A 24,190-nucleotide genomic window follows, 5' to 3' on the forward strand; every position below is an offset into this window, starting at 1 on the left:
AAACTGAAATATACTTAAGGGAAATTAGCCTGTAATTGCACTAGATAAAGCAATTACCCCAATCGCTACAACAGCAAAACCTGAATATTTGATCAGGGAATATTTGCTAGTTTCTAAGGTTTGTTGGAAGGATTGAGCGAGTTTCATCGTCGCTCCCGCTATTCCCAATTGAATCAAAGTAAATCCTGCCAAATAGGAGATTAAAGGCATCATTCCTGCCCCCATAATTGATTCTCCATAGGCATAGCCATGAAATAAACCCGCTACGCTTGCTAAACTGATTAATACGGCTAGGGGTAATTGTTTTTTCAGCACTAATAAAATGCCAATGGTAATCACCGATAGGGCGATCGCCACTTCAGGAACCGGCAAATTAAAACTCATTAAATGGATTGCTGTCCCTAACATAGCAGCCCCTAGAAACCCGACAATTATCCAAATTCCACCCACAATACTAGCTGCAATTAAACCAATGGAAAGAATAAAGGCAAAGTGATCAATTCCAATGATGGGATGAGCGAGTCCTGATAAAAATCCTTCAAAAAAATTCTTCGGAATTCGACCGCCAAAGGCATGATGGGCTGTGGCAGGTTGCGCCATCAACAGTAATAATAAACTGATGCCTAAAAAAAAGACTCGATTATTATTTTGTAGCGAGAAATCCTGACAAAAACGCTGAAATGATTTGAACATCATAAACATCATCTGTACCGCGCAGATGTGTGAAAGAATAATCTGATTTCGGTGGGTATTCTGACTTAGAGATCAAGACTCTCATCACAGTTGCGGGACAGTGTTGGATTTGCGCCAAACTTTCCCCTTACTTCTAGCGACTGTTCCCCGCTAGAACCGACTCAGATCCTTGACTGTATCATAGGATTACATTTTAGTCAAAAATTTCTCCCAGTATTTAACTAGGAGAAATCTCAGAGATCCATTCAAAAAATTACCATTTTTTATACGGTAAGAATTTTCCATTCATCGTGACTTTAACCCGATCACCATTTGGATCTTCAATTTTATCCACATCTAAGGTAAAATCAATAGCGCTCATAATACCATCTCCAAATTTTTCATGAATGACACTTTTGAGGGGCATTCCATAGACTTGCATAATTTCATAAAATCGATAAATTAAGGGATCAGTTGGAATCACAGGCTCCAGTGATCCTTTTACTGGATAATCAGTCAAGGCTTCAATATATTCTGAACTTAAACCTAACGCTTCAATCAGTTTTTTGGCTTCTTCATAAGAAGCACTAGCTTGCCGATAGATAACAGCAGCAATCCAAACTTCATCGCGTCCCAATAGTTGTTCTAAATCAGAAAATGTGACTCCTTTATGTTTTTTTGCGGCTAACAATTTTTCAGTGATTTCTGAAACAGCCATGTAATCTTCCTCGTAGAATTTATAGCGTGTAGAATCATCTCAGATTATAAAATAGTTTGGGTCAATATTAACAAAAGTTTTTGATTTTTAGAAAAGGTAGGTTATCCTTATTGGGTGGGATGTTTGGGCAGGGGTTTAGGAGGAACGGGCAAGGGTCGAGTCTGAGTGGTTTGTAATTGTTTAACAACGGACAATAAACGTCTCAGATGGGGTTTAATCACCTCTTTATGTTCTTGGGTTAGTGCATCTAATCTCGTTTGAATTTGGGATAAATCTACCGAGGAAGAAGGTTGTACAGATTTTTCTTGTTGTAATTGATGAATGACATCTTGAATTTCTACAAATCGGCCTTGAAAATCCTGTTGAGTTACAGCATTATTTCTTAATTCGTAGGTAATATCCTGTAATTGTTTCAAATTTTCTTGTAACGATTCTAAATGGACAAATTCTGTTGAGGAAAAATTGTGTAATTCTTGACGAAACTGCTCCCGAACTTCTTCTAAAGCTCCAGCAATATGTTCCTGCATGGATGTTACTGACTGTCCTAAAGCGGCAACTTGTTTAGCCCGATAAACCGATTCTAAAGCGTCTGTGTTCGGATATTCTTCTAATTTTTGCTGGAGGGATTCAATTTCATTGAGGAGTTGTTGTCTCAACCCCATAACCACTTTAACCGTATTTTTTTCTAACTTTTCAACGGAATTTTGAACCTGTACAATTTCCATTTGACTTTGATGGGTTTGTTGTTCTAAACGATAGCGGTTAGCAACATTTAATGAAACTGCTAAGGTTAAGGGGGCAACGCCATAAAAGGCTTGACCGGAAAGGGCAACAACTCCAGAACCGATGGCTGAACTTGCTAGGGAGAGATACTCTAACCACTCTAACCAATGCCGTTGTTTCAACGTTGAAAAAACCGTTCTAGGAAAGATAGAGTTAGGCATTGGCATAGCGCTAGGAGTTATAGCATGGGGTCGAGAAGGATGGGCAGAAGAGGCTGGAGGAAACATAATAATCTATTTTACTGGCTAGAGTAGGACAGAGTGGCTAACTCCAGAATACAGAAATTAATCGATCAACGCACGCAAAATTTACTAAGTGATACTCGCTTCCTGAGTGCTTAACTGTTAAGATGTTGGGGTCGGACAGAATCAGTTTAACTTCTGCCGTGATTGTCTTGACTGGTCTGGATTTTAACACCTTTAACTCTTGTTTTCAATCCTCATCCCTAGAAAATGGGGTTTGTAAAAGGGTAACAAAAGACTCAAAAAACGATAATTCCTAGGAGATGAATGACCATGAAACCTAATGAACCCTTAAAATCCGATAGGTTGCGCTCAATATTGAGTCTTACAACTTTTGTGATTTTAGTGATTGGGGTTGGGTTTCTAAGTGTGAATTTTATTCTGGCTTTAATTCACAAATTATCATCAATAATTTAACGGATTTTTAGGGAATCAATTTCGACATTTGATAAGCTCGACTTTCTACAATAGGCATTTGTAATTCGCCCATTGCTTCGTCGAGTTGTTGGATTTTAGATTCGGGAACAGCATCCCATTGGGTCTGAGACTCCCAACGAATCACTAAAACAATTTCCTGTTGTTCAGCATTAACCCAAATTTCTTTTCCTAAAAACCCAGGAAACTCTTGAAGTCCGGCTGTCCAAACTTCTTCATCCCGTTGAATAAAGGCTTCCCATTTTTCAGGGGGAACTTGAAATTTTAACCACTCAATAACCATAATTTTTGGTGCTAATTTCCGATTTGGTATTCCCTCTCCTTCTCCCTATTTCCTTTAACTTTGAAAATATTGTCCTGCTAAACGCATCGCATCCGCAACATCAACATCTCCATCGCCATCTGCATCTAAAAAACTATTCAAAACTTGATTAGAACCTCCTTGAGGTTGTTGTTGATTTGTTCCGGTTTTTAGAAGGTTTAAAACTAAAGGAACAACCACTGGTAAAAGGGATTGAAGGGTTTGGGAACTAACACCCGTATGTTGAGAAATAGTTTGAATTAATTGTTGTTGCTGAGTGGGAGAAAATAACATTTGAACCGCCTGGGTACTCGGTGTTGTTCCTCCAAATTCATTGACGATATTTTGAGTCGCCTCATTTCCAAGTTGGGTTCGTTTTTCTTGTAAAGAAGACCGAACAGAACTCCCCACCATTGACATCACCATTTGACTGGTTTGAGGAGAAATACCTAATTGGTTCCCAAGCTGTTGAGCCGTATTGAGAATATTACTCATCTGAGTGCTGTTTCCGGCTTGGTTTGGATCATTGAGAGCCGTTATAATTTGATCGAATAGTCCCATAGTGTTCCTAAAGTCCTAATACAAATAAACTATCTTGAAGTTTAACTCTATTTTAACTGATCTTTCGTCAACTGCTTAAATTAAATCGATAAAAAATTTGTTATTCCTGTCCAATTTAAGGGCGGTGAAAACCAATATCCTTGTCCGGCTTCGCAACCCAAGGATTGTAAAATTTCTTTTTGAACTGGGGTTTCTATCCCTTCAGCAATAATATCTAAATTCAGGCATTTGGCTAAATTAACAATGGTTTTTGTGATTTCCAAATCTTTCCCTGGAGATTCTAAATTTTTGACAAAACTCCTATCAATTTTTAGGGTATCAATGGGTAAATTCTGTAAATAACTTAAAGAAGAATATCCGGTTCCAAAATCATCTGTAATTGATGAGAAAGAATTTCAACATCAATTAACATTCCATCTTTCTTGCGATGTTTAGATAGATTTTTTTGATCACTACTTTTAGCATTTGATGTCATCAAAAGTTTAAACGATTCAGACTCTTCAGGAGAACACAGATCTAAAATTGTCATCTTCAGAAATTCTGATTCTGAATAACCATAATGAGCGATCGCAGCTTCATTAACAGCCAAAAATTTTAACGTTTTTAGATCATAAACCCCAATAGGTTGAGGATGATTCAAAAATAAATCTCGATACCGTTTTTCGGAAAGTTGCAAACGCTGGGTTTCTTGACGAATTAAATAATAGAGGAGGAGACTGGTAATTAAGATAAAAAACCAGCCTTTAATCGTTTGAAAAACCGTAATAGAATAGGGATAATGGGCTAATAGGGCTAATAGATGATCAGAAAAAGCAATCCAAAGACCACCCGTTATTGCATAAATTAAAGTAATTTGATAGCATGGATCAATCAGTAATTTTTTCCAGAATTTCATATAAAAAACTATGCCTAAAGAGGTTGTTTATAGTTTAACCGAGTCTCCCTGAATATTTCCTGAGTCATTCCAATGAGCTAGCAGAAAACTAGAATGAATCTGAATGCTACACTGATGCAATAATTAGGAGATTACAGGTCAGGTTAACGTATTTTATAGACGAGGAAAAACATAAATGTCACGTCATCCATTCCATTTCGCTTTCCTCAGTATGACCTTAGCCACGGGGCTAGGTTTTAACTTTTCTATATTCCAACAATCTCCACAACCTCAAACCTCTCCCATTCAAGTCAGTGAAGATGTAACACCCCCACCCGATACCGACAAACCTGCCACAGAACCGAATATCACGCGAGGATATTGTTTTGATATTCCATTAATTGCCATTAAACCCAAACAGGGGACACCAACGACCTTAGCAGATACTCCTACTTTTTTATTTTATATTCCCCCTTTGAAATCCGATCAGATTTTATCTGTTCCTGAACAATCACCCTTCCTAGGAGAATTCATCATTACAGATCAAAATAAAAACACAATCTATGAAGGGAAATTGAATTTAGAAGCTCAATCTGGTTTATTGCGTATCAGTTTACCCAAATCCGTTGCTGAGTTATTTGTAGAAACGGGTAATCCTTATTCTTGGTCTTTTCAAATCACTTGTGACACGACAGGAGATTTTAGTGGAAGCACTATGATTAAAGGAAAAATCCAACGGCTTTCCACTAATCGAGAAATACAAACAAAACTTCTACAACAGATGACCGCTTATGATCGTTTTAAACTGTATCAATCCCTGGGATTAGAATATGATGCCCTGATTTTATTAGATGAATTACGTCATCAAAATCCTAATGATGCGACTTTAACAGCTACTTGGGACAATCTTTTAAAAGCGAACGGACTAGAAAGGTTAATTGGAGTTCCTTGGATTAACGTTGAAATTAATTCGATGCCAACTCAACCCCAAAATCATTAAACCCTGACTTTGAATATTTAAGGATAAGGAGATTCTGTTAACTCGATTAATCGTTGAAGAGTAGTTACTGTCTCCCGATGAATGGGTGCGAACCATTCTACATTGACAATCATGACATCGAGAGTATAAGCATCTGGATTTAAGTAAACTCCAGCCGCACGGTTTTGATCTAATTCCACCATCCAATACTCTACCCCATCCACCAGATGTAATTTCCCGCGTTTATCTAACTCTAAAAGAGCATAATCCTTGGGAGTCGCCCAATTCGCATCCACCATCAACCGAGCTTGAGCAATTCGATGTTCGAGATCTTCGGTTTTCCATTGATTTTGTTGAGCAATTCTACAAAGTTGTTCCAACTCAATCTCACCAAATTTAGTGGATAAGGGAATGGGTTTGAGTGAACCCGTCGCGCTCACAAAGGTTTGACTAGATTTGACAACCACGATCATTCTTGTGTTTCTCTCTAAGGGACTATCCTGATTTGTATTGTTAATAATCGCGGTATTATCCCCAACTGTCAGTGATACCACTAGGGTTTCCCCGTGATGCTCTTATCGTCATCTCCGTGAGAATACGCACGATGGCGTTTGACTGAATTAACATCTCAAAAGTGATATGGATCACAACTAGCCCGGTCAGAAGATAAGGGGTTTGACAAGACTAAACCTTATAACAAGAGTCATAACCGACTGTTCTCTTTTAAATTATTACAATCTATTTGGGATTGCTATATGATCAAAAATAATTACCTATAAATTTAAAAATATAGAAAAATTAATTAATCTTAATAAAAAAATGATAATAATATTCCAGGAAAATAATAAAAGTTTAAAAATGAGTTCTTCGGTGCTTCCTATCCGCAAGTTTAAGTTTAAAACTGTTGCATAATCGCCAATTGATATAATTCCCGCGACTCCTGCTTAACCTTCCCTGACATTGCTGCTAACTGCAAATTGGCAAAGGCATTAATATCATCTGTACCATAATGGGTAGTTTGTAGCATTTGTCTTAATTTGTTTTCGGTATGAAGGCTAAGATAGCCGGTAGACATCACTTCTTGAACAACATCACGAATACAAGTCATTGCAATATTCTCCTGGTAAAAGCCATCACAATATTTAGTATCAGGGATTTCCACAAAACCTGGGGTGATCCTGATACCTTTACTGTACTGATTTCTACGGAAACAATAGGGTGATGAGGAACAAAGGTTAATTGTGATCTACATCATCTTAGGAATGTGATCTCTCACAACTTAACGCTACAGCCACTCCATACTCGATACCGCATTGTTAGACTGAGGTTGGCGTCCCCCAACTCCTAATTGTTCTTCAGACCAATGGGAATAATCCGATAATAAATTATGAACTAATCGGTGCCTAACCGTCATCAGCACGCTTTTTAATAATCCATTTCCGGTTGTTTCTAAAATAGGTTGGGGCGTTAACCATAAAGGGGGAGGAAGTTCAACTTTTACTTCTAAATCCGCTTGGCCTTTTAAATGGGTAATTCCTTGTAATTCAACCGGATAGAGTTTCCCGACTAAATTCAGGGAAAACCGTTGATTAATATACTCAATTCCTCGAATTTCACAGCCAACGGATTTTAAGTTAAGAATTCCATCGGACTGTATCCAGACTTTCAAGTCTACCGTCGGTTGTAAACTGAACATCATGAACTGCAAAGGACGCATTTTTAAGCGGTAAATCTCCTCTCCCAAGTGATCCAAACGAGTCGGATCAACTAACGCCTTCACCAAACGTTTCGGTTGACGTAGATAATGGTGAATCAAATTGGGCTTGGGTACAGCCATTTCAACAGTTTGAGAAGCTTGAAAGTGGGTATACATAAAAAATTATTAAAGTCTACAAATTTTGAAATTTATCTTAATAAAATTTAAGAAATTTTCAAACAATTTTCATCCATCGCAAGTCAGGATCAAACCGGGTCGCTGATGATTCACGAAAGCCATGAAATCGGTAAACCTCATGAAATCGGTGAAATCCCTAAAATCCGTAATCTTTTCATGATAAGGGTAACATTGATGAGATTAATGTAAATAATTGTAACGTAATCTAGCAAAATGTAACTGAAGTGGAGGAACCCTCAAAACAATTTCTATCTTGGGGGTTAATTCCATCCTTGGCGATTAATTTATATCTACGGAAGTGAAATTATGACCGTTTCCATTGCCCATCTTGGCCCATCGGGGACTTATGCGGAAGCCGCAGCCTTAGCTTATGCCCAATCTCTGACCCAAAATACCGGGGAAGAGGTGATGTTATGTCCCTGTTCGAGTATTAGTCAAACCCTATGGACAGTTGCCAAAGGAGATGCCCAAATTGGGGTTGTTCCGGTGGAGAATTCCATTGAAGGCAGTGTGAGTATGACTCTGGATACATTATGGCAAATTGGTTCTCTACAAATTCAACAGGCGTTAATTCTTCCCATCGCCCATGCGTTGATTTCCCAAGCCCAAAACTTTGAGCAAATTCAAGTGGTTTATTCCCATCCCCAAGCCTTAGCCCAGTGTCAAGGATGGTTAGAAAAATCCCTCCCCGATGTGCCATTAATTGCTAAAAATTCAACAACAGAAGCCTTACAATTGGTCAGGGATGAAACTCATGTCGCTGCGATCGCGTCTTTACGAGCAGCAGAATTATATCAACTTCCCGTTCTTGCCCATCCTATTAACGATTATTCCGATAATTGTACCCGTTTTTGGGTCGTCAGTTTACAACCTTCAGGGCCGGGAAAATATACGTCTTTAGGCTTTAGTGTTCCGGCGAATGTTCCGGGTGCATTAGCTAAACCCTTAACTATTTTTGCGGAACGAGGTATTAATTTAAGCCGAATAGAATCCCGTCCTAGTAAGCGTTCCCTAGGAGATTATCTATTTTTTATGGATTTAGAAGCGGATAGCCATGAGCAATCCGTACAATCCGCTTTAGCAGAATTAAGATCCTTCACAGAAACCCTCAAAATTTTTGGAAGTTATACCCTATTAAACCTGAATTAATCTCGATTCGGAAACGGGTCAATTTCTCTTGTAGGATGGGTGAGAATCCAGGTTGAGGGGAGAAAAAATTTCCCCCTGTTCTCCGCCACCCTACTGACACCCTACTGAGTTTTTAAGGTTCTATGGATATTTTTTTGAGTAGCATTCCCAGTATTCCTGATTTGACCCATCCGAATGAATTAATTGAATTGGCATCAGGAATAATGAAAGGATTAACCCACTTTGCCATTTTTTTAACAGCAATGGGTGTGATTTTATCTTTGATGAATTGGTCAGTCAAGAAACGAGGGGAGGGGATTTCAGTTCCTCTTCTGAGAACCGCCTTAGAACAATATGTGAAATGGCTGCAAATGTTACCCCATTTTATTTTAATTGTTCTGGTGATCACCAGTGGATTTTTTCTCTGTTCTACCTTAGCCAATCGTTATCATAATTGGGAACAACAACAGATTACTCAAATTGCCACTACCGTTGCGGGAGAACGTTTAGAACAAACCGCACCTCGCATTCGCTATGACATTGAAGAACCCTTCACCGATTATCGATATGTTGAGGGTAAAACCATTGAACTTAAAAGTACCCGTATTGTATCTCGTTGGATGACCTTAGCGGGATCAAAAATTGAGGTTAAAATCAATCAAACGACCAGTCCCGATACCAAACAATGGATTTATAGTGTGGATTTCGTGGGAAACTATGAAGTTAAAAATCAACTCAAAGGCATCTCAGAATTTTTCTTTGAAGTTCCGCCTCCCTATGGTTATTTATTATTACAGGATTTTCAAGTTGAACAAAATGGCAAACCCTTAGTTCAAGTCAACCCTGGAGATTATGGATTTCCGTTTAAATTAGCACCGGGAGAAACCACAAATTTTAAAGTTAGCTATCAAGCTCAAGGCGCTCCCCGATGGGTTTATCAACCGGGGGATCAATTATTATCGAATTTTCAGTTAAATGTTTTAGCCCAGTTTGCGAATGCTGAATTTGCAGGCGCAGTCCCAACTGTTACAAAAGAAGCAGGAGAAAATCGACAACTTTCTTGGGTTTATGAAGGCAATATTTCTGTTAAAAATCCATTAGGGGTCTTTACGGCAACTTCCCCAGTTCGGAATACAGGCGTGATCCCACGATTATTATTATTAGCACCAGGAATATTTTTATGGTGGATTATTTTACTGTATCTCTCTTTACCCTTAACCTTGCGAGATATTATGATCATTGCAGGCTTGTTTTTTGCCTGTTTATTAACTTTAACCTATAGCAGTCGCTTCATTGATGCGAAACTGGCGTGGATGTTGATATCTCCCTTATTACTTTTTGCAGTTTGGGGACTCGGAAAAAACCGTCAAGCCGCTTGGGTGACAATGATTTGTACCATTTCTGGGGCTATATTACCGATTTTTGGTTTATTAGTTCCCTATAGTGGGATAACGTTAAGTCTAGCGGGATTATTATCAGGAATTTGGTTAGCGGTACAACATTGGTATAAGTTAGGGCCAGGGAAATCTTAACGGTTACTCAGAAACCGGGTTTCTTGCTATTATCTCTGGCTGAGAAACCTGGTTTCTTGGATTAGATCGGTTGCACTACTCGATCAGAAAAGATTTCTGCTAATACCTGAAGATAGGGACAAAAGACGGCGAAATTTTGAGGAAGCAAACGTTTTTCTAATTCCTCGGATAGCTCACTCAACATATCCTGAATTAACTTCCAACTAATATGGAGTCTAGGATATAAAATTACACACATGGGAAATAATTCCTGTTGGATTGGGTATAAACTATTCTGTAAGACGCACCAGCATAAATAAATTTGGAATAACTCAATATCGCGAGTAGCAGAGTATTGAAGGAGATGATTTTTCAGATCCCCGCTAATACTGCGATACCCTAGATTCAAATCATACACTTTATGATAAGTATGATGAGCAACGGTTGTGAAGATGGAAAGTAACTGTTGAACCGCAATTAAAGCGGGAGAATCTGGTTGATGTTGGGCGGCTAAATCATTCACTTCCCCTAACGGAGAATATAAATAATCCTCCAACGTTTTAAAGTAGAGAAAGAAAACTGTTCTTTCTTTCATTGACATCCACTCCAACAACATTCGCCCCATATAATGAAACTGCAATTGGAGTAAAACTAACATCAAGGGTTCTGCTTGAGAGTATTTACGACGCAGTTTGATCGTCTCTCGCCCTAGGGATACCGATAGGCGGAAGGGGTATTCATATTGAGCAAAAACTTCCAAGGCTTGATGATACAGTTTAGATACATCTTGAATCAGGGTAGCTGCCTGTTTTAATTCTAGTTTATTGACCGGATAGCGATTCCAGTCAATTCCTAAAATGGCTCCAACTTTATTCCATGCTAATGTTCCTAAAAGGCTCAAGTTTTTCATGATCTCTGCCACGATGCGAGAACGATCCTCATCAAATTCAGTAACATCAACTTCCTGATCGTCTAAAAAAAGATGAGTTGAACTGCGATGGCTATGAGCAGCAGCTTTTGCATAATATTTCTGCGCCCATCGAACAGCCCTCAATATCATTTCAGTTCTATCTACGGAATTAGATATAGATAGAGGGTTGAGTTGTTCTGGAGATTGGGAGAACATCATAAAAGTTTGCGTCCTTGGTAGTCAGGTTCAGTGGAGGATTTAGCAATACATCAGCAAAAGTAGAATTCAGAAAACTGTTCGTTACTAAAATTCTACAGTCTGTTTCAAGTCTAGTCGAATTAATTGATAATTTTAGGCAATTTTTCTAAAGACATTCTATACTTTTTGGAAATTTTTAACTCTGTCAACTTTTTAGTACAATACTTGTAGTTTGGGATACAAAAATCAATAATAGCATGAATAAACTTTAACCAAAACTTAATATAAATGTAGTTTTTTTATAGGAATTGTAAAGGTTTTCCTCCAAAAGAGGGAACAAACAATAAAAAAGAGGGAACAAACAATAAAAAAGAGGCAACAATCGATATCAGAGTGATATATTTCCCTTGATCATCGGCAGTAACGCAGACACTCAGTTTCCTGAATTGTCTGTGTTCCCCTGATTTTAGTAAAACTGAATACATTAAAACAGGAATATTATTCTTAAATCACAGCATTTTCTAACATTGCAATTGTGCCTTGTGTAGTATCAATTTCTACCTTTATTCCTAAAGGAACCGTAAACTGATCTCGAATATGACCGATCATCGAACCATACCAGGCGGGAATCTCTAAGGGTTGAATTAAATTCGTTAAAACTTGCCATAAGGTTAAAGAGGGTTCATTTCCCTCCCCCGGAGTGCAGGATGTACATTGGCTAAAAATAAACCCTGAAATCTGATCTAAAATTCCAGCTAATTTTAAATGAGTTAACATTCGATCAATTCGGTATATATCCTCACCTACATCTTCCACAAATAAGATTTTGCCCTGCCAATTCGGTAAATAGTCTGAACCGACTAAAGTTGATAAAACAGATAAATTGCCTCCTATTAACTGTCCTTGGGCTTGACCTGGATAAAGGGTTTCAACTCGAATATTGGCAGGATTTTGAAAGGTAATAATTTGGGCATCAAATAAGAGTTTTTGTAACCAACTGACTGAATAAGGAGTCCATAATGAAGTGCCTAATAATCCATGAAAGGTAACTAATCCCGTTTGGCTATATAATCCTAATAGCAAGGCTGTGATATCACTATAACCGAGAAAAATTTTAGGATATTGGCGAATTAAATCATAATCTAATAACGATAAAATTCGACTACTTCCCCAACCCCCTCCTGTGGCAATAATTCCCTTAACCATTGGGTCAGCAAACATTTGATTAATATCAGCCGCCCGTTGTTGATCGGTTCCCGCCAAATAGCCGTATTCACTCAGCACATGAGGGGCAACTTTAACGGTTAATTCCTGTTGTCCTAATTGCAGTTGAATCCATTTTAAATGTTCTTTTAAAATGGGGCTGGCTGGAGTTACTAACCCCACTGTATCTCCTGGGTTTAAACGGGACGGTTTGAGTAACCGAGGAACAGATACAGACTGAGCTAAAACGGGCAACTGAGTCGCAATTCCCGTTAAGGTTAATCCTGCTAAAAAATCACGACGATTCATGTAATCAGTTATCAGTTGTCAGTTATCAGTTATCAAGTATCCGCATCATCAGTTATAGAAGGTGATTAATTAATTCTATTACCCCTGCTCCTCGGCTGTTTTTTGTGACCCAATTAACTTTTTCTTTGACTTGGGGTAAGGCATTAGCAACAGCTACGGAATAACCACATTGTTCTAAAAAGTCACAATCGTTTTCTGCATCCCCAACACCTACAATTTGTTGTAGAGGGAGGTTGATTAATTGGGAAAGAGCGTTTAATCCAAAGGCTTTATTAATGCCTTCGGGTAATACCATCACTGCTCCTTTATTGCAAATAATTTGGAGATTAACGCCTAACTCTTGAATCGTTTTCTGGGTAATTTCTAAATAGGGTTCCCAAGTGGCAATAATCACTCGACCCACCCCCAACGCTTCAAATAATTGAGCTTGAGCAATCTGAGAAAATTCCTCTGGAACCGCTTGATTTTTTAAAGATTGTTGTTTTTGGTCAATGCGATCGCGTAAGAGGCTTATAAAGTCTTCAGACGGGCGTTCTGCCAATAATTTTTCGAGCTTTGTAGGGGGTTGATATAATACAGCACCATTTTCTGCAATCACCCAATCAAACACATTAATAACCGGAATATGAGCAATTAAATTATCGAGTTGTCTGCCCGTAATCAGAATTAACTTTCGCCCTGACTGTTGCCACCGTTCTAAAGCATTTAAAGTAGACTCCTCCACCATTCCATCGGTCGCTAAGGTTCCATCAAAATCCGTTGCTAAAGCTAAATAGTTCATGATGATCAGAAAAAAAACTGTTGAGGAAGGGGTAGATTTAGATTGAATTAATTCTACCACTCATCCGTTGAATTAACCTTTAACTTTCTGATTCATCATCTTCATACTCAACCCAAGAATTAGAGGTTTCTGAAACCCTAACTTTTAATCGGACTCCTTCAGGGACTCGTTTTTTGGTGACATCATAAATATATTTGGCAATCATTTCGGCTGTTGTTTCATATTCCGGGGGTAAAATTTCATTTAACACCCCATGATCTAACCCTCCTTTGGTAACATCTTTTTTTGCCCATCGTAAACTTCTAAAATCTGCGACCATCACGGGATGGGGGCAATATTCCGAGGAATGGAGTTGGTTAGATGTTGCTTCCACTTGCACACGATAACTATGACCGTGCATTCGTCCACAGGGGCCATCATAATCTTTAATATAATGGGCGCTATCAAAGGTAAATTCTGTTGTTAATTTCCATTTCGGCATAGGTACGGGCTTCAACTCAACATCTGATCTTATTTTGACGCCACCGTGAACTTTCCATCCATTCAAGAACTTTGAAACATAAATTAAACAGATAAGTTCACTCTTTACGATCCCTAATTGAGTCCGAATACTCAACATCAATTAACTTTGTTAAACGCTAAAAACCATAAGCAGGCAACTTTTCCTTTATCCTTTTTACTTTTTCCTTGTGCGTAGTGCTATAATGTCGGGCTAACACGCCATTTGGGTCATTAGGCAGAATTTTTCTGTATAACATCCCGTATAGGGTGATTAGCCAGAACCTTGACATTGAAATTAGGCTGAGTCTTTTGCTAGTTTACTTTTTCCTGCATGAGTGAAACTGTTTTCCAAGCTGGACGACTTAACATTAATCGAGGAATACCACACTCTGAGGCAGCTTGAGCCGCGATTTCATTCACCTTATCCCCTCTCAGGGGATTGTAATTAAAAACCAATCTGCTATAAGGTTTATTGACTCCAAAGCAATCAGATTTTAAATAATATGACTCAAAAACAATGGTACGAATCCCTGTTCGAGAATTACGGAGAAAAATATGATTCTGAGAATTTTACAAAAGGGACAATGGGTGAATGTGATTTCATAGAAAAAGAATTAGGATTTAATAAATCCTTAAACATATTAGACGTAGGTTGCGGGACAGGAAGACATACAATTGAACTGACCAAGCGGGGATATTCTGTTACGGGAATTGATTTATCCGAATCTCAGCTTAAAAGGGCAAAGGATAAAGCAAAAATTGAAAATTTGATGATTGATTTTCAGCAGCAGGATGCCAGAAATTTGCTATTTAATCATGAATTTGATGCCGCGATCATGCTTTGCGAGGGAGGATTTTCCATCATGGAAACTGATGAAATGAACTTTGAAATCCTGAAAAATGTCACCCAATCATTAAAGACGAATGCTAAACTTATATTCACAACTTTAAATGGATTGTTCCCCTTATATCATTCGGTTGAGCAATTCTATGAATCAACAACAGAAGCCGGAAATTCTACCTGCAAAAGCAATAGTTTTGACTTGATGACCTTCCGGGATCATAACATAACGGAATTTGAAGATGACCTGGGAAACAAGAAATCTCTTGCCTGTAATGAAAGGTATTATGTGCCGAGTGAAATTACCTGGCTCCTGAAATCTCTGGGTTACAGCAGCATAGATATTTATAGCGCTAAGTTGGGGGCATTTTCCAGACATGACAGATTAACAACTGAAGATTTTGAGATGCTTGTTATTGCTGAAAAATGATTGTGTAACTTGTCCCAACTCGCTCAATAAGAACTGAACTTAACAGGGAAACTCAATGATAAAAGTTGTTAAAGTTTGGTCACTTTCAACTTGAATTGTTCCGCCTAATTGTTCAACTAATTTTTGGACTAATGCTAATCCTAACCCGGTTCCTCCTTGCTTCCAGGGGTCTGCATTGGGAACCCGATAAAACTTCTCAAAAATGCGAGGAAGTTCTTTAGCCGGAATTTCTGCTGGGTTACGAATGACAATTTGTAAGGAGTCGGAAATTGAGGGAGAAGGGAGAGGTTTATCTTGTTTTTTACCTTTGCGTTTGGTTTTAGGGGTTGATATTAATTCCAACCAATTTGATAAAGAACGATAATGAATTTCTAGAAAAATTTCTCCCCCATTTGGACTATATTTACAGGCATTATTTAACAGTTCTGCCAAAATCCGCTCTAAACTATTGGCATTTGTTCTAATGGGTTGTAAATGGGGATAATAAGATACAGTGAGCAACTGCTGGCGTTCTTGAGTGCGGGAATAAAAAGGATTTATAATATTGGGCAACCATTCCAATAAATCTAAACTTTCGAGAGCAATGGGGGTAGAGGAGGATTCCAACCGTTGTAAATCCAATAAATCATTAATTAAATTTGTTTCTCGCAGACATTCAGATCCTAGGATCTCCAAATACTTTTGACCTCGCTCAGAATTGGGGGCAATTTTTAACATATGAATCGCCATTTTCATATTCGCTAAAGGAGTCCGCAGTTCATGAGAAACGGTACTCAAAAAATCATCCTTGAGAATATTTAACTGTTGCAATTCTTGAACTTTTTGCTGGAGTTCGGCGGTTCGATCTTGAACTTGACGTTCTAAATCAGTATTTAACGCTTGAACTTGTTGATATAATTGAGCTTGTTGAATGGCGATCGCTAATTGAGTGGCAAGCTGTTGTAATAATAGGGTTTCTGAGGGTTGCCAATGGCGAGAACCTGAACACTGATGGGCTGTAATAATTCCCCACAGTTGCCCATCTTGTAAAATAGGAACCACGAGATAAGCCGTCACTTCCTGTTGATTTAATTGATTAATTTCTTCAGGACTTAAGGAAGATTTTTGAATATCAGAAACGGCATAAATATTATCATGTTCAAAGACCGTTAAGTAACATTTAACTGATTCTTTAAAAAGCTGATCATTAGCCAGGGATTTACATCCAATAGCAACGGATTTCAGCCACTAATTTTCCGGTTTGGTCGGATTCAATATGATAAATAAACACCCGATCAGCTTGTAAAAATTGTCGAACTTCCGCCACTGTTGCATTGAGAATTTCATCTAAATTTAAGGATTGATGAATTCTCATGGAAATTTTAGCTAACAGTCTTTCCCGTTGTAACTGTTCATGAATTTTAGAGGTGCGTTCTTGAACTTGTTTTTCCAGTTCCGCATTGCGACTTTTTAACAGTTCTAATTTTTCCGTTTGCAGTTGATTAATTGATTGCTGTAATTGTTTAACAACCCGATACATTTCCGTCGGATCAAGCATTCTTAATAAACTAACTTGTGTAATTATTCCTAATAATTCTCCTTCATCTCCACAAACGACTAACCATTGTGCCTGTTGCTTTTGCATTTCTTGATGAGCCAGCCATAAAGAATCATTGGGTTTTAAAGAAAAGGATAAAGTTCCCATTACCGTTGTTGCAGGTGTTAAGGTTAAATCTAATTCTAAAAATTGTGCCTCCACAATATCTTGTTCTGTAACTAATCCAACGGGAGTTAATTTTTTTCGAGTTCCCGATTGAAAAATGACAACACAACTGGCTTGATGTGCCGCCATCATTTGAGCTAAACTTAATACAGATGTTGTTACCGGAGCCGTCACAACTTGGGTTAACATTTCATCTCCGACTCTTCGCAATCTTAAAATATTAGACGGTTGTAAAACCCGACGAATTCGTTCTGGGGTAATCACTCCCACTAACTGCCCTCGACTATCTAAAACCGGTAAATGGAGAATTTGATGTTGTCGAAATAAGGATAAAGCGGTAAAAATATCTTGATCATCGGATTCAGTTAAACTAACTGTAACCGGAGACATAATTTCAGCGACACGAATTTTATGAAGCGGTGCTTCCTTTAAATTATCTAAAATTCCCGCCGCAATTAACTGAACAATATCTCGTTCTGTTACAATCCCTAAAAGAGAGGAAAATTGAGGGTGTTCATCAGGAAGAACATGAACAAATTCTTCTGGATCTTGATGAATCACTAACACACAACTTGCCCTAGAATCTTCTACTGAAGAATGGCTAGGGTTTAACAGACAATGATTTTGAGAGAGTCCCAATACCTTGATCACATCGGCTAAAGAAGTTTCGGGCGTAACGATAAATGGATTTCGATCAATGGCTTGTTCTAAGGCTGATGAATACCGCACAGACTGATAAAATTCCATAGTGATACTCTAAAAAAAGTTCGTGGCAAAAGACACGAGGTTTTTAATCTTGAAATGTCAACACAAACTCACTCAGCATTTATCGGAGACTCATCGCTAATGAGTTTAACACAATTTCACAATAAATAGTTATGATTTTATCAGTTAATGAACCCAATTTTTGGGAAGAACACTATCAACAGGGAACCCCAGGATGGGACTTAGGAGAACCAGCACCCCCCTTTATTGATTTTTTGCAATCTTCTCACACCCTACCACCGGGAAAAACTGCGGTTTTAGGCTGTGGACGGGGTTATGAGGCTCTGTTGTTTGCTAGTTATGGATTTGATGTGGTTGGGATTGATTTTGCGCCTTCTGCCATTGAAGAAGCCTTAAAATGGCAACAATTATTGATAGCTCAACCGTCTCTTTTAACAGGGTCAGGACAAGATTTACCCACCTCAGCAACATTCTTACAACGGGATATTTTTGAATTATCGGAAGAGTTTTCAGGACAATTTGATTATGTGATTGAACATACTTGTTTTTGTGCTATTTCGCCCGAAAAACGAGGAAATTATGTGCAGTTAGTTGAGTCTATTCTTAAACCCAATGGGCAATTATTGGGGTTGTTTTTTACTCATTCCCGCCCCGGAGGGCCACCCTTTGGGATCATACCTGGGGAAATTCAACAGTATTTTCAAGAGAAATTTCACATTCTTGATCTCCATCCCGTGACAAACTCAACCTCTAAGCGTCAAGGTGAAGAACATTGGGGACAGTTTAGGGTCAAAAAAAAATAAGAGAAATTTAGGGGTTTTAGGCTAAAGTTGATCTGTCTAACTCCCCTTGATAGAGGAATTCAGAATCCAGTTACCTTTAGGGGACTTTGTGTTCTGCAAATTTTAGTCTGCCTTATTATAATAAATAAAGATTAAATTGAACCTGATTTACGAATGAGTCAACCGTTGAACTTAGAAAATATTTCAAATCAGTTAGAGAGCGACAACTTACGCGATCGCTTATTGGCGTTAGTTTCTTTGCGGGGAGTTCCCCCAGAAGATGCTGTTCCTTTGATTAAAAAAGTTCTTAATGATCCCAGTTTACAAGTCCGGTCAATGGCGGTTTTTGCCCTGGGAATTAAACCCACAGCCGAATGCTATCCCCTGTTGGTGAATCTATTAGAAACTGATCCCGATTATGGAGTCAGGGCTGATGCCGCAGGGGCTTTGGGTTATTTAGAAGATATTCGAGCATTTGAACCTTTAGTTAGAGCTTTTTATGAAGATACAGATTGGCTGGTTCGATTTAGTGCGGCAGTTTCTTTAGGCAACCTGAAAGATATTCGCGCCCGTGATGTTTTATTAGCCGCATTAAATAGTAATGAAGTGATTTTACATCAAGCGGCGATCGCGGCGATCGGAGAAATTAAAGATGTTGAATCTGTTGATCATATTCTGCGCTTTGCTCAAGCTGAAGATTGGTTAGTTCGGCAACGATTAGCTGAAGCATTAGGTCATTTGATGACGCCCAAAAGTCTTTCGGCGTTGAACTATTTAGTCAAAGATAGTCATCCTCAAGTGGCTGAAGCTGCTAAAATTTCCCTAGAACGCTTACAAGAAGCCGGATTAAAATCTTAAGAATTTGATCACAGGGGAATGGAGAACACAAAGGATGATTTAATCTATCTTGACAAATGAACCTGACTATTAGACGATAGATTTTCAGTTTTTATATTTCCCTGAAAAGCTATCCTTAAATCAGCTTATGACTTCTCCGTTCCCTTACCGTCAAAAACCTAAAATTCTCCAATTAATATTTTTTAGTTTTATTGTCTTATTGCTGGCTAGTATTTCAGCTATTTTAGGAGCAATGACAGCTTTACTTGCTCCTGAAAAATTTGATTTTAATGAACCCGAATTAAATATTTTAGATGGGCTATGGCGACATCGGTTTAAATATAATTTATCTCGTTCGGTTAATATTTTGGTGTTGGGAATTGATGGTAATCATAATCAAGATTCAGCGTCCCCTGATGTTTTTAAAGGTCGCAGTGATACGGTGTTAGTAGTGGGTTTTGAACCCCAAGATAAATCCGTGAGTTTATTATCTATTCCCCGTGATACTCAAGTTGAAATTCCGGGTTATGGAACTGGAAAAATTAATGAGGCGAATTATTGGGGGGGTGCTCAATTAGCGCAACAGGTAATTGAAAATACTTTAAATAAAATTGAAGTTAACCGTTATGTTCGTGTAAGTAGCGGTGCATTTCGAGAATTAGTGGATTTTTTAGGAGGAGTAGAAGTTTATATTCCTCAACCGATGTCCTATCAAGATAAAACTCAGCAATTAAAAATTGATTTAGCACCCGGTTGGCAAACCATTAATGGAGAACAAGCCGATCAATTTGTGCGCTTTCGGGGTGATGGTTATGGAGATTTAGGCCGTGTTCAGCGTCAACAAGCGTTAATGGAAGCGATTTTAGTTCGACTCAAAGATCCGACAGTTTTACCGCGTGTTCCTGAAATTATTCGGATTATGCAAAAATATATTGATACTAATTTGAGTTTTGAAGAAATTTTAACCTTAGTTAATTTTGGTTTGAATCTTGACCCCCAGAATTTTAAAATGGTGATGTTACCCGGTCGTTCTAGTTCTCAGGAAGATTCTAATAGTAGTTATTGGTTCCTGGATGAACAGGGACGGGATCGAGTGATGTATCAATATTTCCGTTTAGATTCAACAGGATACACCTTAAAAAGTTCCTATGAACCTTCGGCTTATGAAAGTTTATCCAAAGATTTAAAAATTGCGATTCAAAATGCCTCTGGTCATCCGATTGGGTCAGAAAAAATGCTTAACTTTTTATCCAATCAAGGATTTAATCAAGTTTATTTAGCCCCAATAGAATCAACTCCACAATTGCAAACCCAAATTATTGTTCAAGGCGGAGATTTAGGGGCGGCAAAATTGATGCAAAAAGCCCTTGGCTTAGGGGAAATTAAAGCCTCTGCCACAGGAGAATTGGGTTCAGATTTAACCATTCGAGTCGGCGAAGATTGGATAAAAAACAAGTGATCAGCAACTTATTTTCAAACTTTAGTCAATAATTATTAACTGATAACTGACAACTGACAACTGACAACTGACAACTGATAACTGATAACTGTCTATTGCAATTGATACAAGATTAAACCCAAATATTGATTTTCATCTGTCCAATTCTTTAATGAAACTAATCCTAGGGTTTGTAATTCCTCTTGAATTTGTTCAAATTGAAATTTACGAGAAATTTCCGTATGAATCGTTTCCCCTTCTGCAAATTCAAGGGTTAAATTCAGGGTTTTAAGTTCAACGATTTGCGATCGCAAACTTTTTAAGTGCATTTCAATTTGATGCTTCGTGTCATTGTAAAAGGCTAAATGTTCAAATTGCTCAATCTTAAAATTTCCTTCAAACAAACGGTTTAAATGTCGCAACATATTTAAGTTAAAAGCAGCCGTCACCCCTTGACTATCATCATAAGCAGGTTCTAAAATCGACTTAGATTTATGTAAATCTACCCCTAATAAAAAATAATCTCCGGGCTGCAACGCTTCAACAACATGGGCAAAAAAAACATGGCATTCTTCGGGTTTTAAATTGCCTAATGTACTCCCAATAAAACCGATCATTCGTGATGGTAAAGGAGAAGAATTGAGATGCTTCAAGGCTGTTTCATAGGTACTAACAATCCCATGAATATGCAGCGTGGGATAATCTTCCAGGAGAGAATAGGCACTTTGTTCTAAAATTCCCCCACTAATATCAATGGGTAAATAATGTAAGGGATGACCTAACTCTTGATAAGCGTCTAATAGAATTCGAGTTTTTGTAGAACTCCCACTTCCTAATTCTACAACTTCACAAGGGCCTGTTAAATGGGCAATTTCCGAGGCATAATCTTGTAAAATTTTAGTTTCTGTGCGGGTTAAATAATATTCAGGTAACTCACAAATTTTCTCAAACAATAATGATCCCTGATCATCATAAAAATATTTAGGCGGTAAGGTTTTGGGAGTTTGAGTTAGCCCTTTGATCACGTCCTCTCCAGCCGTAACCGGGCATTTTTCCCGAAAAGTTTCAATTGTTAAGCGAGGGTTAACTCGGATGTACTCCTCTGATGATACGAAGGAAGAATTTGAAATTGGCATTATAAAAGATAAAACTCAGCTTAAGAATAAGATTTTACCCTGTTTTGTTGATTAAAACCTATTTTTAGATAAAATTAAGCCATTATCCATCGTCTGACAGACTCAGAGCAACAAAAAAAATATACAATAGGGAATAGCTGTTAACAAAAGTCTGATGAATGTCTATGACCGCTACTGCACCTGTTACAACGAAGTATGAAGCGATTATTGGGTTAGAAACCCATTGTCAACTGAGTACGGAAACTAAGATTTTCTCCAATTCTTCCACGAAATTTGGGGCTGATCCCAATATGAATATTGATCCCATTTGTATGGGATTACCCGGTGTCCTCCCGGTGTTAAATGAAAAAGTCTTAGAATATGCCGTAAAAGCTGGGTTAGCCCTTAATTGTGAAATTGCTGCTTACAGTAAATTTGATCGCAAACAATATTTTTATCCTGATTTGCCTAAAAATTATCAAATTTCTCAATATGATTTACCGATTGCCGCAAAGGGTCAATTAGAAATTGAAATTGTTGAGGAAGATGGCAGTTCAAGACGCAAAATTATCGGCATTACTCGCTTACACATGGAGGAAGATGCGGGGAAATTAGTTCATGGTGGAAGCGATCGCCTTTCCGGTTCAACCTATTCTATGGTTGATTATAATCGGGCGGGAATTGCTTTAGTTGAAATTGTGTCTGAACCGGATATTCGTTCTGGACAAGAAGCGGCTGAATACGCCCAAGAATTGCGTCGAATTATGCGTTATTTAGGCGTGAGTGATGGCAATATGCAGGAAGGTTCCCTGCGCTGTGATGTGAATATTTCCGTGCGTCCCGTGGGTCAAAAAGAGTTTGGAACGAAAGTTGAAATTAAAAATATGAACTCTTTTAGTGCCATTCAACGGGCGATTGATCATGAAATAGAACGGCAAATTGCAGCCATAGAAGCGGGAGAAAAAATTATTCAAGAAACTCGCTTATGGGAAGAAGGAAGTCAACGAACTATTAGTATGAGAACGAAGGAAGGATCAAGCGATTATCGCTATTTTCCTGAACCCGATCTTCCCCCGATTGAAGTGTCTGTTGAACAATTAAAAACTTGGCAATCGCAATTACCTGAACTCCCAGCCGCCAAACGTCATCGCTATGAAACAGAATTAGGATTATCCCCCTATGATACTCGTGTTTTAACGGATGATCGTCCGGTTTCTGAATATTTTGAAGCAACTATTGCCGCAGGTGCTAATATTAAACAAGCGGTAAACTGGATTATGGGGGATATTACCGCCTATCTAAAAAACGAAAAATGCAGTATCACTGAAATTGCCCTCAAACCCCAAGAATTAGCGGAGTTAATTGCCTTAATTGAAGCCGGAACGATTAGTGGTAAAATTGCTAAAGATATTTTACCGGAATTATTGGCAAAAGGAGGTTCTCCTAAAGCTTTAGTGGAAGCGAAAGGATTAATTCAATTATCCGATCCTAAAGCTTTAGAAGAAATTATCGATCAAGTTTTAGCCGAAAATCCCAAAGAACTCGAACAATATCATGCGGGAAAAACTAAACTTCAAGGGTTTTTTGTGGGTCAAATTATGAAGAAAACGTCAGGAAAAGCTGATCCTAAACTCACGAATCAACTCTTAGGGGAAAAGTTAAAAAAATAAGAAACGTCTGAAGGTTGGGTGATTAACTTTAACCCAACTCTTCTTAGATTTTAAGGAGATTTTAAGCCATGCAAAAATACGAACGGGAGCGATTGTACTGGCGAGTTAGTTTTTTGTTGATTTTGTCTTTTCTCGCTTGGGGAATTTTCTTGATTATTCCTTAATCTTCAAGAAATCAGAAATTGTTTAAAGGGTTGGGTTTCACAATTGCTAAACCCAACCTATTCTTCAGAATTCATCAGATTTGGGGCTAAAAAATAATTGGTTAACTTTACTAATAGCCCAACTGAGAATCGCCCCGCCCATTAAAATTCCAATGGCGGGAGTAAACACAGGTTCCCAGAGTTTGTACCATAAATCTAAGCCTAGATTTACTTTAAAAGAATGTCCTAAAACCGCAATTACTAGCCAAAAAAAACTGAATAATACTAAAAAGACATCCGCCACTAAAATTCGATTTAACCATTTGATCAATTGTTCTTTCATCGTCCCAACTCAACTCAAAATTAGATTAACTCATTTAATCTTAAACCTTTATCAGTCGCTCCTAACGCTTAAAGCCCAGATTAATCATCAACCCTAAACCGTAAAATCTAAATTTCCCTATTGCCTATTGCAAGAGTGTCTATTGCAAGAGTGCCTATTGCAA

The 24,190-nt window shown here is 38.1% G+C and carries 26 protein-coding genes and 1 riboswitch; of the genes, 8 read left to right on the forward strand and 18 right to left on the reverse strand.

All coding sequences use genetic code 11. From position 1 onward, the window contains the following. Positions 1-24 precede the first annotated feature (24 nt). The 7 genes from NMK36_RS15490 to NMK36_RS15520 all read right to left on the reverse strand — a co-directional run bounded on the left by NMK36_RS15490 (position 25) and on the right by NMK36_RS15520 (position 4,607). Positions 25-696, reverse strand: a complete 672-nt coding sequence (locus NMK36_RS15490) for a HupE/UreJ family protein (protein ID WP_186440361.1) — start codon at positions 694-696, stop codon at positions 25-27. A gap of 30 nt (positions 697-726) precedes the next feature. Next, positions 727-868, reverse strand: a riboswitch (cobalamin riboswitch). A 78-nt stretch (positions 869-946) separates the two neighbouring features. Further along, positions 947-1,390: a cyanase gene (gene cynS, locus NMK36_RS15495; RefSeq protein WP_072719341.1), complete on the reverse strand. Its 444-nt coding sequence runs from the start codon at positions 1,388-1,390 to the stop codon at positions 947-949. A 107-nt stretch (positions 1,391-1,497) separates the two neighbouring features. Then, a complete protein-coding gene (locus tag NMK36_RS15500) occupies positions 1,498-2,400 on the reverse strand; it encodes a hypothetical protein (protein WP_139295051.1) in 903 nt (300 codons plus the stop codon). Between the two features lie 439 nt (positions 2,401-2,839). Next, positions 2,840-3,133, reverse strand: a complete 294-nt coding sequence (locus NMK36_RS15505) for a TIGR03792 family protein (RefSeq protein WP_072719339.1) — start codon at positions 3,131-3,133, stop codon at positions 2,840-2,842. 54 nt (positions 3,134-3,187) lie between these two features. Further along, positions 3,188-3,712 (reverse strand): DUF937 domain-containing protein, encoded by a 525-nt coding sequence (locus tag NMK36_RS15510; protein WP_072719338.1) that lies wholly within the window; start codon positions 3,710-3,712, stop codon positions 3,188-3,190. 80 nt (positions 3,713-3,792) lie between these two features. After that, positions 3,793-4,092: an EAL domain-containing protein gene (locus NMK36_RS15515; RefSeq protein ID WP_083580008.1), complete on the reverse strand. Its 300-nt coding sequence runs from the start codon at positions 4,090-4,092 to the stop codon at positions 3,793-3,795. Then, positions 4,056-4,607 carry a PAS domain S-box protein gene (locus NMK36_RS15520; protein ID WP_072719336.1) on the reverse strand — a complete coding sequence of 184 codons (552 nt, stop codon included), beginning with the start codon at positions 4,605-4,607 and terminating at the stop codon, positions 4,056-4,058. Before NMK36_RS15520 ends, NMK36_RS15515 begins: the two co-directional genes overlap by 37 nt. Positions 4,608-4,782: 175 nt before the next feature. Between NMK36_RS15520 and NMK36_RS15525 the strand changes: the two genes are divergently transcribed. Beyond that, the gene (locus NMK36_RS15525; RefSeq protein ID WP_083580007.1) at positions 4,783-5,586 is read left to right on the forward strand and encodes a DUF928 domain-containing protein; all 804 of its coding nucleotides are present in this window, start codon (positions 4,783-4,785) and stop codon (positions 5,584-5,586) included. Positions 5,587-5,603: 17 nt separating this feature from the next. Here NMK36_RS15525 and NMK36_RS15530 read toward each other — a convergent pair whose 3' ends face one another. From NMK36_RS15530 to NMK36_RS15540, 3 genes are all read right to left on the reverse strand, one after another. Then, entirely contained in the window at positions 5,604-6,119 is a 516-nt protein-coding gene (locus NMK36_RS15530) for a hypothetical protein (protein WP_245824244.1), read from the reverse strand. 341 nt (positions 6,120-6,460) lie between these two features. Then, positions 6,461-6,673 carry a hypothetical protein gene (locus NMK36_RS15535; protein WP_072719334.1) on the reverse strand — a complete coding sequence of 71 codons (213 nt, stop codon included), beginning with the start codon at positions 6,671-6,673 and terminating at the stop codon, positions 6,461-6,463. A 177-nt stretch (positions 6,674-6,850) separates the two neighbouring features. Continuing rightward, a complete protein-coding gene (locus NMK36_RS15540) occupies positions 6,851-7,438 on the reverse strand; it encodes a DUF1997 domain-containing protein (RefSeq protein WP_254174112.1) in 588 nt (195 codons plus the stop codon). Positions 7,439-7,765: 327 nt separating this feature from the next. Between NMK36_RS15540 and pheA the strand changes: the two genes are divergently transcribed. Both pheA and NMK36_RS15550 read left to right on the forward strand, forming a co-directional pair. After that, positions 7,766-8,608, forward strand: a complete 843-nt coding sequence (pheA, locus tag NMK36_RS15545; protein ID WP_072719332.1) for a prephenate dehydratase — start codon at positions 7,766-7,768, stop codon at positions 8,606-8,608. 122 nt (positions 8,609-8,730) lie between these two features. Next, positions 8,731-10,119: a hypothetical protein gene (locus tag NMK36_RS15550; protein WP_254174113.1), complete on the forward strand. Its 1,389-nt coding sequence runs from the start codon at positions 8,731-8,733 to the stop codon at positions 10,117-10,119. Positions 10,120-10,180: 61 nt separating this feature from the next. Here the strand turns inward: NMK36_RS15550 and NMK36_RS15555 are convergent, their stop codons facing one another. The 4 genes from NMK36_RS15555 to NMK36_RS15570 form a co-directional block, all read right to left on the reverse strand. Further along, a complete protein-coding gene (locus tag NMK36_RS15555; protein ID WP_254174114.1) occupies positions 10,181-11,227 on the reverse strand; it encodes a hypothetical protein in 1,047 nt (348 codons plus the stop codon). Between the two features lie 483 nt (positions 11,228-11,710). After that, the gene (locus NMK36_RS15560; RefSeq protein ID WP_254174115.1) at positions 11,711-12,718 is read right to left on the reverse strand and encodes a S66 peptidase family protein; all 1,008 of its coding nucleotides are present in this window, start codon (positions 12,716-12,718) and stop codon (positions 11,711-11,713) included. Positions 12,719-12,770: 52 nt separating this feature from the next. Then, positions 12,771-13,499, reverse strand: a complete 729-nt coding sequence (locus tag NMK36_RS15565; RefSeq protein ID WP_072719463.1) for an HAD family hydrolase — start codon at positions 13,497-13,499, stop codon at positions 12,771-12,773. A 79-nt stretch (positions 13,500-13,578) separates the two neighbouring features. Next, complete coding sequence (locus NMK36_RS15570) at positions 13,579-13,980, reverse strand: 6-pyruvoyl trahydropterin synthase family protein (RefSeq protein ID WP_072719328.1); 402 nt, start codon at positions 13,978-13,980, stop codon at positions 13,579-13,581. A 523-nt stretch (positions 13,981-14,503) separates the two neighbouring features. Between NMK36_RS15570 and NMK36_RS15575 the strand changes: the two genes are divergently transcribed. After that, positions 14,504-15,271: a class I SAM-dependent methyltransferase gene (locus NMK36_RS15575; protein ID WP_254174116.1), complete on the forward strand. Its 768-nt coding sequence runs from the start codon at positions 14,504-14,506 to the stop codon at positions 15,269-15,271. Between the two features lie 39 nt (positions 15,272-15,310). On the opposite strand, the gene NMK36_RS29005 is transcribed toward NMK36_RS15575, so the two are convergent. Then, positions 15,311-16,495 (reverse strand): GAF domain-containing sensor histidine kinase, encoded by a 1,185-nt coding sequence (locus NMK36_RS29005; RefSeq protein ID WP_367997215.1) that lies wholly within the window; start codon positions 16,493-16,495, stop codon positions 15,311-15,313. Beyond that, positions 16,470-17,720 carry a CBS domain-containing protein gene (locus tag NMK36_RS29010; RefSeq protein WP_367997189.1) on the reverse strand — a complete coding sequence of 417 codons (1,251 nt, stop codon included), beginning with the start codon at positions 17,718-17,720 and terminating at the stop codon, positions 16,470-16,472. The genes NMK36_RS29005 and NMK36_RS29010 overlap by 26 nt, the downstream gene beginning before the upstream one ends. A 131-nt stretch (positions 17,721-17,851) precedes the next feature. Here NMK36_RS29010 and NMK36_RS15585 point away from each other — a divergent pair, with 131 nt between their 5' ends. From NMK36_RS15585 to NMK36_RS15595, 3 genes are all read left to right on the forward strand, one after another. Beyond that, on the forward strand, positions 17,852-18,502 hold the full coding sequence (locus NMK36_RS15585) for a methyltransferase domain-containing protein (RefSeq protein ID WP_254174117.1): 651 nt from the start codon (positions 17,852-17,854) through the stop codon (positions 18,500-18,502). 153 nt (positions 18,503-18,655) lie between these two features. Next, positions 18,656-19,339, forward strand: coding sequence for a HEAT repeat domain-containing protein (locus NMK36_RS15590; protein ID WP_254174118.1), 684 nt, complete (start codon positions 18,656-18,658; stop codon positions 19,337-19,339). Between the two features lie 127 nt (positions 19,340-19,466). Further along, on the forward strand, positions 19,467-20,777 hold the full coding sequence (locus tag NMK36_RS15595) for an LCP family protein (protein WP_193868669.1): 1,311 nt from the start codon (positions 19,467-19,469) through the stop codon (positions 20,775-20,777). Between the two features lie 92 nt (positions 20,778-20,869). On the opposite strand, the gene egtD is transcribed toward NMK36_RS15595, so the two are convergent. Further along, positions 20,870-21,892: an L-histidine N(alpha)-methyltransferase gene (egtD, locus tag NMK36_RS15600; RefSeq protein WP_072719323.1), complete on the reverse strand. Its 1,023-nt coding sequence runs from the start codon at positions 21,890-21,892 to the stop codon at positions 20,870-20,872. Positions 21,893-22,056: 164 nt separating this feature from the next. Here egtD and gatB point away from each other — a divergent pair, with 164 nt between their 5' ends. Then, complete coding sequence (gatB, locus tag NMK36_RS15605; RefSeq protein ID WP_072719322.1) at positions 22,057-23,541, forward strand: Asp-tRNA(Asn)/Glu-tRNA(Gln) amidotransferase subunit GatB; 1,485 nt, start codon at positions 22,057-22,059, stop codon at positions 23,539-23,541. A 228-nt stretch (positions 23,542-23,769) separates the two neighbouring features. On the opposite strand, the gene NMK36_RS15610 is transcribed toward gatB, so the two are convergent. Next, positions 23,770-24,027, reverse strand: a complete 258-nt coding sequence (locus NMK36_RS15610; protein ID WP_072719321.1) for a hypothetical protein — start codon at positions 24,025-24,027, stop codon at positions 23,770-23,772. Between the last annotated feature and the right edge of the window lie 163 nt (positions 24,028-24,190).

Source organism: Planktothrix pseudagardhii (assembly GCF_904830925.1).
GTDB classification, from domain to species: domain Bacteria; phylum Cyanobacteriota; class Cyanobacteriia; order Cyanobacteriales; family Microcoleaceae; genus Planktothrix; species Planktothrix tepida.